This window comes from Microcystis sp. CS-574, assembly GCF_028329095.1.
GTDB lineage: Bacteria > Cyanobacteriota > Cyanobacteriia > Cyanobacteriales > Microcystaceae > Microcystis > Microcystis ichthyoblabe_A.
In genome coordinates this window covers 1-10,993 of the sequence record NZ_JAQMSY010000061.1, presented here as the reverse complement: position 1 = coordinate 10,993, position 10,993 = coordinate 1, and the positions used below count along the sequence as shown (strand labels likewise).

9 protein-coding genes are annotated in these 10,993 nt (G+C 44.9%); 3 read left to right on the top strand and 6 right to left on the bottom strand.

Annotated elements, in window-relative coordinates; all coding sequences use genetic code 11:
* The coding region (locus PN470_RS04140) for a helix-turn-helix domain-containing protein (protein WP_272103768.1) at positions 1–182 on the bottom strand (182 nt) is incomplete at its 3' end.
* A gap of 102 nt (positions 183–284) precedes the next feature.
* Between PN470_RS04140 and PN470_RS04135 the strand changes: the two genes are divergently transcribed.
* Positions 285–1,502 (top strand): polysaccharide biosynthesis/export family protein, encoded by a 1,218-nt coding sequence (locus PN470_RS04135; RefSeq protein ID WP_002773033.1) that lies wholly within the window; start codon positions 285–287, stop codon positions 1,500–1,502.
* Between the two features lie 113 nt (positions 1,503–1,615).
* Positions 1,616–3,817 (top strand): GumC family protein, encoded by a 2,202-nt coding sequence (locus tag PN470_RS04130; protein ID WP_272103765.1) that lies wholly within the window; start codon positions 1,616–1,618, stop codon positions 3,815–3,817.
* Between the two features lie 12 nt (positions 3,818–3,829).
* Here PN470_RS04130 and PN470_RS04125 read toward each other — a convergent pair whose 3' ends face one another.
* From PN470_RS04125 to PN470_RS04105, 5 genes are all read right to left on the bottom strand, one after another.
* Positions 3,830–5,272 (bottom strand): family 10 glycosylhydrolase, encoded by a 1,443-nt coding sequence (locus PN470_RS04125; protein ID WP_271937850.1) that lies wholly within the window; start codon positions 5,270–5,272, stop codon positions 3,830–3,832.
* An 18-nt stretch (positions 5,273–5,290) separates the two neighbouring features.
* On the bottom strand, positions 5,291–6,181 hold the full coding sequence (locus tag PN470_RS04120) for a hypothetical protein (RefSeq protein ID WP_002735334.1): 891 nt from the start codon (positions 6,179–6,181) through the stop codon (positions 5,291–5,293).
* A gap of 303 nt (positions 6,182–6,484) precedes the next feature.
* Complete coding sequence (locus PN470_RS04115; RefSeq protein WP_002737389.1) at positions 6,485–7,849, bottom strand: DUF3370 domain-containing protein; 1,365 nt, start codon at positions 7,847–7,849, stop codon at positions 6,485–6,487.
* Positions 7,850–8,096: 247 nt separating this feature from the next.
* Entirely contained in the window at positions 8,097–8,546 is a 450-nt protein-coding gene (locus PN470_RS04110; RefSeq protein ID WP_002755701.1) for a YlqD family protein, read from the bottom strand.
* Between the two features lie 61 nt (positions 8,547–8,607).
* Positions 8,608–10,527 carry a long-chain fatty acid--CoA ligase gene (locus PN470_RS04105; protein ID WP_271937857.1) on the bottom strand — a complete coding sequence of 640 codons (1,920 nt, stop codon included), beginning with the start codon at positions 10,525–10,527 and terminating at the stop codon, positions 8,608–8,610.
* Between the two features lie 292 nt (positions 10,528–10,819).
* Between PN470_RS04105 and PN470_RS04100 the strand changes: the two genes are divergently transcribed.
* Positions 10,820–10,993: Uma2 family endonuclease (locus PN470_RS04100; protein WP_272103770.1), on the top strand; the 174-nt coding region annotated here is incomplete at its 3' end.

Sequence of the window (10,993 nt, the reverse complement as noted above, 5' to 3'; positions counted from 1 at the left end):
TTCCAATCGGTTAGCATTGAAGAAGTTTCAGCATATCCTACTCTTTCTTGTCTTTCATACCATGCTTGTGTTCGTTCGTGGAGAGCTTTATTGTAAACTAATCTTACACAGCCCAATGTGCGCCGCAATAGCGACTCTTGTGTTGGTGTGGGGTAAAATCGAAACGAATAGGCTTTTTCCATGCCTCACATTCTAGAATATATCGTCTAAATGCGCTAGTATTTAACGGTAAAGCCGCCGTAAAACGGCGGGGTTTCAGACCCAAATTTTCGATGATTCCACCAATGCTCAACAAGTTTTTGCCAGTTGGTTTATTCAGAACCGGGGCCATAGCCTTATCAGGGTTTAGTCTGACAGGGTTCTTATGGGTAATTCCCTCCGAGAGCCTCAAGGCCCAGGGTCCTTTGTCCATTCCCCAGACTCAACCCGGATCTGGGTTAGAATTTTTGCCCCCCGAACCGCCTAATCCCACCTTTCCTGAAAACACGATTCCCCCCGCTGGCTACAGTCCACCGGTTTACTCTCCCAATAATCCCCAATCCCGACAAATTCAGACCTATCGACTCGATATAGGCGATCAAATTACTGTCTCGGTTCCTGATTTTCCCGAATTTAATTCCGCAAGTCCGGTGGATCCCGATGGGAATTTTCTAGTGCCGATTTTAGGCCGCATTCCGGTACTCGGCTTGACTTTAGACGAAGTGCAAACTAAAATCCGCCTCGAATTGGGGCGAAAATACTTGCGGGAGGAACCAGAAGTCATTGCTGTTCTAACCACTGCCCGTCCCGTCCAGTTGACCATTCTGGGAGAGGTACAGCGACCGGGGTTTTATAGTATTGCTCCTAATACTTCCCTAGTACAGGTAATTTTGGCAGCGGGTGGTGGCACTCCCAGAGCCGATCTGCGTTCGATCCTTGTCCGTCGGGTTTTAGTCGATGGTACAGTGTTAGAGGAGAAACTTGACCTTTATACTCCCTTGATTAAGGGGGAACGCTTGCCAGATCTGCGTCTGCAAGGAGGTGATGCCGTGGTTGTTTCCAAGTTAGAAGTGGGCCAAGAAACGGGATATAATCGCACGTTGGTGGCTAGAACCACCCTCGCCCAGCAGAATATTACCGTCAGGGTTTTAGCTCCCTCAATTCCTTCGGGAATTTCCCTGAGAAATGTTTCGATTCCTAATGGCAGTACCTTCCTCGATGTGGTGGCTAGTTTACCGGTTTCCGATCGCCTGCGGATTAATGTCAATGAAGTGTCCCTGCTACGTTTTGACAGTGCCAAAGGGGGAATTGTTAGTCAAACTTTGAGTCCGATAGCGGCAGTTAGGGGAGATATCTCCCAAAATATTCCCTTAGAAGATCAAGACGTAATTATCGTCACCCGCACCCTATTAGGGGAAATTTTCGCCGCTTTTAATATCATTACCCAACCCATTCGGGATATTTCCAGTTTTACCAATACAATTCTCGACTTTGGCAATCAATTCAATAACTTCAATAATTGAGGTGCAACTTGCTCCCTTCACTCCTTAACACAACTTCATAAGCTAGGATTTCAAGGACGAGAATAACTCTTGACCGCTAAAATGTAAAAAATCTGGGAATATATTAAAAAGCTATGGCTCTACCAATTGTTAAACGATTTCTCATCTCGCTAGATCAGAACAAATTTGTGGGAATATTCGTCTTCCTCGTCTGTTTAGGTGGTTCTGCGATCTTTGCTCTCCTCCCCGATCCAGAGAAACCCCCCACATTTTATCGGGCGGTGGGACAACTAGCCTATCGGGTACCGCCGCCAGCTTTTACCAGTACGGGAACCCAACTGCAAGAACAAGGACGGGCTATCGATCGCGATTTACTGCTATCTCCCCGAGTATTGATCAATACAGCCAAAAAATTGCAATTTAATCAAGAACAGCTCGTTAAAATTCGCGATCAAGATTTAAAAATCACCTTCCCGGGTGAAGCGGCGGGAAAAAATAATAGCGATCAACCCCAAGAGGTGCTTTTAGAGTTAACGGCCGACTCCCGGGCCAAGGCGGAGTTAATTCTCGAAACCTTGATGAAGGAAATGGTGGAATACAGTCGCTGGATTAATACTTCCCAGTTACGCGCCCGCATAGAAGCTCTCGGTGTCCGGCTTAACGAAGTCCAAAAAGATTTAACCAGAGCCGAAGAAAAATTTTATCGCTACATTAGTAGCCAGGGTTCAGATTTACTGGCCATTCAAGATGGGAGTTTATTCGCCGCTATCACCAGTAGTCAACAGCAACAGCGAGAAATTCGTCTAGGACTGCAAGGCATTCAAGGACAAATTGATAGTCTGAGTAAACAACTCGATTTAACTCCCGATCAGGCCTACACCTCCTCAGCCCTTAGTGCCGACCCGATTATTGCCAGTATCCGAGCGCAGATCTTGGACACAGAGGCCCAATTGGAGCGACTAGAGAAGGATTTACGTCCCGAACATCCCGCCGTAGTTAAATTACGCAAGCAACAGGAAGTTAACGAATCTCTCTTACAAAAAAGAGCCGCCGAGGTGATCGGAAAAGATGGTGTCCTGACCTCTCTTCCCAGCAATCGCATCCGTCAGCAAAGTAATCTCGATGCCGCCCGTCAACAACTAGCGGGTCAATTAGTCGCCCTGCAAACTCAGCGCGAGGGTTTGATGAAACAATTAGAATCCTTAGTGACTCAGGAACAGCAATTACGCTCCCAATACGAGAAATTCCCCGATAAACAGCTACAGCAAGCTCGTTTAACCCAAGCCGTCGCCTTTCAAAGGGGTATCTACGAGAATATTCTCAATGCGCTGGTGGATGCTCAGGCCGCAGAAGCGGAAACCGTGGGTAGTCTCACCGTCGCCCAACCGCCGGTCGCTGAACCGATCGAACAGGTGTTTAACCGCAAGAATCGTCTCTTGATTCTCTTGGCGGGTGCTGGTTTGGGAACTTTAGCCGGATTGGGTGTGATCCTGCTGTTAGCAGTGATCGATGATCGCCTGCACAGTCCCCAAGAATTGCGGGAAGCTTTGGTTAGTCAGGATATACTACTCTTGGGACAATTGCCCATTGTCCGGAATTTAGAGGGCGAGGAAATCGATCCGATTCTCGCCGATGCTAATGCCAATTATCTCCCCTACTACGAACGTTTACGCAGTACCCTGCGACTTGTTGGCGGCAGCGAAAAGGTGAAAGTGGTTGTTGTCACCAGTATTACTGGCGGAGAGGGGAAAACCGCCACTGCCTATAATCTGGCCATCGCCGCGGCTTTAGCGGGCCGACGGACTCTGTTAGTCGAAGGAGATCTGAGAAGTCCTTCTAAGTCCGAAGAAATCGGAGTCACTCCCGATCCCAATTCTTTCCGAGAACCCCTACTTTACTACGGGGCAAAAAGTAAATCGATCCGGCTGGCCCCAAATATAGAAAACCTTTCCATTTTGCCTAGTCCCGGTCCGCAAAAACAAGCGGCAGCTATCATTGAATCGAGCGAATTACAATTGATTCTCAAAGATTCTAGCGGCCGTTTCGATCTGGTGATTGTCGATACTCCTTCTCTGTCTAGCTGTAATGATGCGCTGCTCTTAGAAGAACTAGCGGACGGGATTATTCTGGTAACGCGCCCGCCCATAACTCGTTCTAGTCTCTTGAGTGAAGCAACTGACCAGTTAACAGAAGCGGAAGTGAAAATTTTAGGGGCGGTGATTAACTACGTCGATATTACGCCGACTCTCAACACCGCCGAACCAGAACTGCCGCCTTTGATAGTTCCCCCACCACAGGAAAAAACAGAGACAGAGGAAGTGAAGGTGGAGGTATAAATCGGGTTACATTTAACAAAATCTTCGGGCTCGATCGAATTGTGGTTCTTGCCAAGAAAAAGCAAAATGACTGATACTATCTATGGTGGGAAAAGCTAGGCGAATCGCTGCCATTTGCACTTCTAAGGAGGGACGATTGTTATAGGGTTGTCCCCATAAACCGGCTAAAGCTGGGATAACAGGAGTTTGATTTCCCCTGCTTTCTACTACTCTTTTGATCTGATTAACTACACAGGTAGTATCGTTACAATTAGCGTAGGACATGGGATGCCATTCTAGGGAAGCGGGAAAACTATCCCAAGCTTGTAAACGGGAATCAAAACCTTGATTACCCACAAGACGATTCCCATCGGGAAAAAACACTGCTCCGGCGGGAATTCCCTGACCTTCTACTAGGGCGGAAAAATAACTAATATAATCAATGACACCCTGGGCAGCATGGGCAACCGCTAGGAACCAAAGTTCTAATTTGAGGCGATCAAAACGACTTTTAACTGATTGTTTCATCTCCTCCTCTAAAGGTATTCTTCCTTGCCAAAGAGGGGCGGTTTCTTGGGGATAAAGGAGGTCGGCTTCGACGATATCATCGGGGGAAATTTGCCCACGAGTCAGATAGCGATCGATTAAAAATTTGCCCTTATTATTCAATCCTCGATTAATTAAAGCTTGTCGGGATGCCGGACTAAAAATCCATAAATCTTTGACATCATCAGCAACGGAATCGACTCCCGTTCCTCTGGGATAGCGAATATAATCAAATAAAACTCCATCGGGACGACGTTGTAAAATGGCTTCTAGGAGAATTAAATAATCCTGTCGCGCTTGATTGCTGTAGGGATCGACAAAAGTTTGGGATTGATCATCGACAAAAGAGGTGCTATCTTGTCCTTTACCATTGCGTGCTAATACCTCCTCTCGATAGGGTTTTAAGCTATAAGCATAGCCAAAATTGAGGCTAAATAACCAAGCATAAACCTTTAAACCGCGTTTATGTCCCTGTTCGATTGCCTGTGCTAATAAATCGACATTTCCGGCACTGGGATTTTTAATGACGCTATCCCAAACGGTGGGATTATTGTTAGGAGGTAATAGGACTTGACCATCGGCAAAAACTTCCACATAAACTGTATTATAACCTTTGGCCACGATGCGATCGAGGATACTTTCCATAGATCCGGGACGGCTATCACAGGAGTAGAGACGTAACCAGATCGCCTGTTCCTGTAACCAGTGTCGGGAACGGCAAAAGCGCAATTGTTCAGCATATTTCTGTACTAAGATGTTATATTCTTGGGGCGAGGTTTGACGGAGATTTTCTTGTTGTTGGATTTCTGATTCGGACAGTTGACAATTATCATTGACAGCGAGACTAGAGTTAATCCCTAGAGGACTAATCCAGAGAATTGTAGCAAGAAAACAAAATAGCGATCGCAGATAATTAACTTTCTTTAACATAGTTGTTCACAGCGTTTGCTATTTTTTATTGTTTTTATTTTCAGATAAATAGCCATTTTTCAGTAGAAAAGCGCTCAGAGCAGTGGGAAAGTCTGGATATTTTCCGATCACTGTATTTTCGCCATGGATATCGAGACCCCAATCGGAGTGTTTATCATAATTAGTGAGAAGAAATTGCCAAGCTTCTTCGTATTCTCCTAGTATAATTTTCTGTGCCACATAACCAGCCAAAATGCCATTAACTTCGCCTTTTTCTTTTTTAGCTAACTGAAAAGCTTTCAGCATTGCTGCTAAAGTTTTTCTTAATTCTTGGGGATATTTTCTAGTGACATCTGCTAATTTACCCTGTTGAAAAGTATAAATTTTGGAGGGAGGAAAAGAGGCAGCGTAGGAACTAAAAGCATATAAAAAAGAATTATCAACGGTAATAAATTCATAATTATTATCTCCATCTAAATCTTCAAAAGAACCACCACTACCATCTAAAAATCCCGTTTCTTCTCTAATAAATCTATCTTTTTGCCAAGTATAAATTACCAAAGATGTGCAGCAGTGAGCGCCGCCGCTATAGGTGGAGATGATAATCTCATCGATGCCATTATTATCTAAATCTCTTAATTCCACATAGCCAGATCCAAAGGCACTATACCCGCTATTTTGCTGATAAAGTTGCTCGTTATAAAAGATTTGATAAGAAACATTATTAAGATCAGAATTGTCATCAATTTTCTCGTTTAGGTCGATGGGTTGATAGCTAACTTGTACCTTAATTTTCCCCGATTTAATCACTTGATTTCTTAGGGGTTGACTGGTATCAAAATCGAGTTTAGTCACGGCTAAACTCGCGGCTGCATTGCCCAAAAATTGAGATAATAAGCAGCAAATAAAGCAAGTTTTGCTAATATCCATCGGCTAATTCCCAGAGAGAGATTAATATCAGTGTAAGTAGCTGGTTATAATTAAATTAAAAACGGATTTTAGGTTCGATCCCCCCTAGCCCCCCTTGATAAGGAGGGTTGCCGATCCCCCCTTAGTCCCCCCTTAATAAGGGGGGTTGCCGATCCCCCCTTAGTCCCCCCTTAATAAGGGGGGTTGCCGATCCCCCCTTAGTCCCCCCTTAATAAGGGGGGCATCTGAAAGTTTTTAATACCCACCTACTTATCTTACTTATTTTTACCGACAATCAGCCGTTAACTTTTCGAGAAAAACTATCTATTTCAACGTTTTAACGCTCAAAACTTGGGGGGGGGTGGCATCGGGGGGATAGAGAAAATCGAGATTAACGTCGCGTCGGGCGCCGGGGGGAAGTTCTATCTGTACTAAAGCTTCTCCCTGTTGTCCTTCCCGTTGAACGAGATGGAAAAAACGTTCCTCGGTGCGTCCCAGTTCGTTACGATAGGTAACGCGCACTGCACCCCGGAAAAATACCGGTCCCTGGACGGGTTCAACAAATAGCAAGCGATCGAGATAATTATCTTCTTTAATTGGGGTTTGAATAGTCAAAGCCACCACCTGGGTTTTGCTAGTGTTGTTATATAGAGGTAAAGTCAGATAGTAGTGAACACCGTAGTTACCGTGAGCTTTAAAAGCCGTATCGGGATAACGCACTAACATGGGGGCGCTTTGAATTTGTCTGGTTCCGAAAGTAGCTGCTGTCACCGTACTTAAAGGATAGGCAAAAGCTTGACCGGGTTGAGGAATGGTGAGATTAATTCCCCCTTTGGGATCGACAATGCGGGTTGCCCATTCCGAACCGACAGAAATTCCGGCCACGCGACCATAAAAATTTCTTCTTCCGGGAGACCACTGATCAGGGGGAGTGGGGGGAAAATCACGAGGAGCGGCTAAATCACCTCTAACTAATAGGGTACGCCATTCCTCTAGGATAGGGGGACGAAAGGTTTCTATTTCCCGATCTTCGATTTTGACTTTTTGGGGAACTTCATAGAGGGCTAAATTAGCCATATAGATAGGGCCATCGCTGTAGAGACGCAGCAGAGTCGAGCGAGCGCTGCTTCTGGGGATAACTAGATCCAAGAGCATCCGACTTTCGCCGGGGGGAATGACGATCTGGGTGGGAAATTGGGTATCATGGCGACGACGCATGATATCGCTGGCTAAACGGGAACCGGGACCGGAAAAAACCCGGCCGTTGGGATCTTCCACCAGAGAGGGTAAATCGACAAAAGGGGCATCGGCGGAGGTGACGTAACTGACTCCTTGCAGGATGCGGATAACGAGGTTTTTGGAGGTGGGATTAGTAACGATCAGTCCCTGGTGTAGGTCGCGGATGGGATCGGTTTGACGAGCGATGTGGTGGGTGAAAACGTCAAAACGTCCTTGTAGGGGATGATTGAGATGGGCTATGGGAAAACGTTTTCCTTTACCGGGGAAAGTGGAGAGGAGAATTCCCTCTTTTTCTACCACTTCGGGACTATTGCTATTAAAAACTAGAACGTCATTTAGTTGACCGGGCAACTGACGCACTTCCTGATATTGGGTGATTAATTTCCTCTCTATCTGGGGCAGAACCGAGGCGGACTGAGCTAAAAGAATAGTGGGTAAGAAAGAAAGCATAGAGATTCCATATTTATAGGATCTAATTCAGGGTGAGTCGATGGAGATCTGAAGTTATACGACAATATAAGCGAGTGTGTCCGGGCGATCGATAAAGAATCTTAATATATTTTTAAGGTCTGATCAAGTCCTGTCAGGGGTGATGTGAACTAGGGACGGTTTTCTGGGTGAGCAAGGGAGAATACCCCTTGCTATTGCCGATTTTAAGGGTTAAGTTGACAATGACCCGTAACTGCTCACCCTAGCTTTAAATTTCGCCGCGAATTTCTTCGACGATGCCATCTCTAAGGACGAGTTCCACATTCATTTTGGCCACTAAGTTATCGCCTTTTTCGACGCGGAAAAAGCTTTCTAGTTGTGCTTGGGCGACTTCTTGATTGAGTTCCAAGAGTTGTATCTGTTGCAGTTGTTGCAGATACTGGTTTTTTTGTTCGAGAAACTCACTTTTCTGTTGATTGACTTGGATTTGAATATTGTCAATCTGTTGGGCAGCCGCGGGGGGTAAGGGGATCAGACTCTGACGCTGAATTTCTGCGATCGCTCTTTGTCCTTGGGTTTCTAATTGTTGAATTTGTGCATCAATTTGCACCATTTGTGCTTGTAATTGCTGTTGTGCTTCTTCTTTCCAGCGCGGAGTCACGATGACTTTAATTGTCACCGGGCGCTTCAGTAATAAACTGGTTTGTGCGTCATCCATGATTTGCTTATCCTAAAAAGGTTTTTTTGTCAAGGGTTTAGGGAATATTTGCCAGAAATATTTACTTGGCAAACATCTCGTTAATCATATCGCGATAGCGTTGCGTTACTACCGGTCGTTTAATCTTTAAAGTTTGGGTCATCATGCCGTTTTCTAGGGAAAAAGGCTCTAAAATTAACTCAAAGGTTTTAATCTGGTCATCGGTACGATAACCGGGCCGATTTCTCACCTCGCGCTTTAATTCTTGTTGGTAGAGATCTAAGACTTTTTTGCTGTAGAGATCGCTGGAAAGAATCGTTGAGCGATCGCTGTGAAGATCGGGTAAATTTAAGGATATTTTCTGTTCTTGCGCCCAATTGGCCAGTATATCAAGATTAGGCACGATCAAAGCCCCCAAAGCTTTTTGATCCTGTCCCACTAGCATAATTTGGGAGATAAAGGGACTGCGTAAACAAGCATCTTCAATCGGTTGCGGTTCGATATTTTCACCATTGCTCAAAACAATTGTATCTTTGGCCCGTCCAGTTAAGACTAAATCCCCGGCAGCGGTTAACCAACCAATATCACCGCTATCAAACCAACCATCGGGAGAAATCGCTTTGTCGGTTGCTTCCGGTTTTTTATAGTATCCCTGCATCACCTGCGGACCACGAATCAAGACTAAACCGTGTTTTTCTGTGGGTAGGACTTCTTTGCTGTGTAAATCGACAATACAGATTTCTGTCTGAAAGACGGGACGACCGGCAGACCCGCGCAGGTTATGATCGATACGACGGACGGTAGCGACGGGAGAAGTTTCTGTCAGTCCATAACCAACTAAAATCGGGATTCCGGCAATCTCATAGAAAGTATCTAGATGTCTGGCTAAGGAACCACCCCCACTAACCAAGATTTTAACTTTATTTCCCACTGCTTGGCGAATTTTGCCATAAACTAGCTTATCACCGATGGCATGGAGGGGATAGAGTAAGAGGGATTGAATTCTTGCTTTTAGTCTTTCGATCCCGGAAGCGTGAAGGTGATCTAGACTGAGATTATCAGCGATACGTTTAGCAATAACGTACTTTTCCGATTTTTCTAGCAAAAATCGCACTAATTTCTGTTTTGTGGCCGATTGTTCGCTAAATTGCTTTTGGATACCCTCGTAAAGAGATTCCCAAAGACGGGGAACTCCCACCATTAATTGCGGACTAAATTGCTTTAAATCCTGCTTAAAAGTGCGAATACTGGTATAAATCTGGGTGCAACCTTGAGCTAGACTGAAATACTCACAACTGCGCTCGTAGGAGTGCCATGAAGGTAGTATACTTAAAACTCGATCGCCTGGATCCGGTTGAAAGATAGCGTTTAAGTTGCGTACCTGATGCAGCAGATTACCGTGACTTAACATCACCCCTTTTGGTTGTCCCGTCGTCCCCGATGTGTAGATGAGGGTAGCCAGATCATTTTCGCCCTTGGTGATGGGTTTAAGGGTGTTCTCAGCACCGATCGCCATTAGTTGCTTGAAATTTAAGGTCTGCACGGAAATCGCCCCAGTAGCGGGGTCTTCGTCGGTGAGCAGCACGATTAATTTTAGGGGCAATTCAGGGATTTTCGCCAGTAATTTGCCTAAAGTTTTGTTATTTTCGACAATCAGCGTCTGACTGTCACTATCAGCGAGAATATAGGCTAATTCCTCTGCATCTGCTTGAGCAGATCGTACCGCGTTGGCGGCCCCAGCTGCCATGGAACCTTGGTCGGCAATAAACCACCGGGGACTATTATCGGCAAATAAAGCGACATTTTCGGTTTCTGTGACTCCTAATGCTTGCAAAGCGGCGGCAAATTGCTGAATTTGTTGATAAAGTTCCCGATAGGTGAGAATTACTTCCGGTTTACTGTGGGGATCGTGCAGAGCGATAATATTGGGGAAACGTTGGGCAACTATTGACCAAACTTCGGGTAAAGATTGAATATTTGAATAGTCAATTAGGGTTGTCATAGCAGTAGTTATAGAGGGTTACAAGAGTAATAACATATAGATTAACCATTCGAGGCTCTTTTTGCCGGTTCCCCTAGACAGTATTTCAACAGGTATCTAATCCTGCAAAGTTAATTTCCTAGTTGAGACTCGGAGAGAGGAGACTTTTCAGTTATCGGTGAACGGTGAACAGTAATCAGGGAATGTTACTGTTACTTAATACTGCTTACTGATTACGGAAAAGGCTAACGGCTTAGATGTATAATTAATTTTGCTTAGGTACTTAATATAGTTGTAATTAGCAGAAAAAACGATGATTGCTCTATCTAAATATAATAATCTCACTCCAGAAGAATATCTTCAGTTTGAAGAAAAAAGTCCCATTAAACACGAATATATCGATGGACAAATTTACGCCATGGCAGGGACGACGGATACTCATAATATTGTTGCGGGGAATATATACACAATTGTTCGTAATCATTTG

Excerpts from the sequence above, each read along its gene's own strand:
- PN470_RS04135 (WP_002773033.1), top strand. The coding sequence starts at position 285 with ATGCTCAACAAGTTTTTGCCAGTTGGTTTATTCAGAACCGGGGCCATA.
- PN470_RS04130 (WP_272103765.1), top strand. The coding sequence starts at position 1,616 with ATGGCTCTACCAATTGTTAAACGATTTCTCATCTCGCTAGATCAGAAC.
- PN470_RS04125 (WP_271937850.1), bottom strand. The coding sequence starts at position 5,272 with ATGTTAAAGAAAGTTAATTATCTGCGATCGCTATTTTGTTTTCTTGCT.
- PN470_RS04120 (WP_002735334.1), bottom strand. The coding sequence starts at position 6,181 with ATGGATATTAGCAAAACTTGCTTTATTTGCTGCTTATTATCTCAATTT.
- PN470_RS04115 (WP_002737389.1), bottom strand. The coding sequence starts at position 7,849 with ATGCTTTCTTTCTTACCCACTATTCTTTTAGCTCAGTCCGCCTCGGTT.
- PN470_RS04110 (WP_002755701.1), bottom strand. The coding sequence starts at position 8,546 with ATGGATGACGCACAAACCAGTTTATTACTGAAGCGCCCGGTGACAATT.
- PN470_RS04105 (WP_271937857.1), bottom strand. The coding sequence starts at position 10,527 with ATGACAACCCTAATTGACTATTCAAATATTCAATCTTTACCCGAAGTT.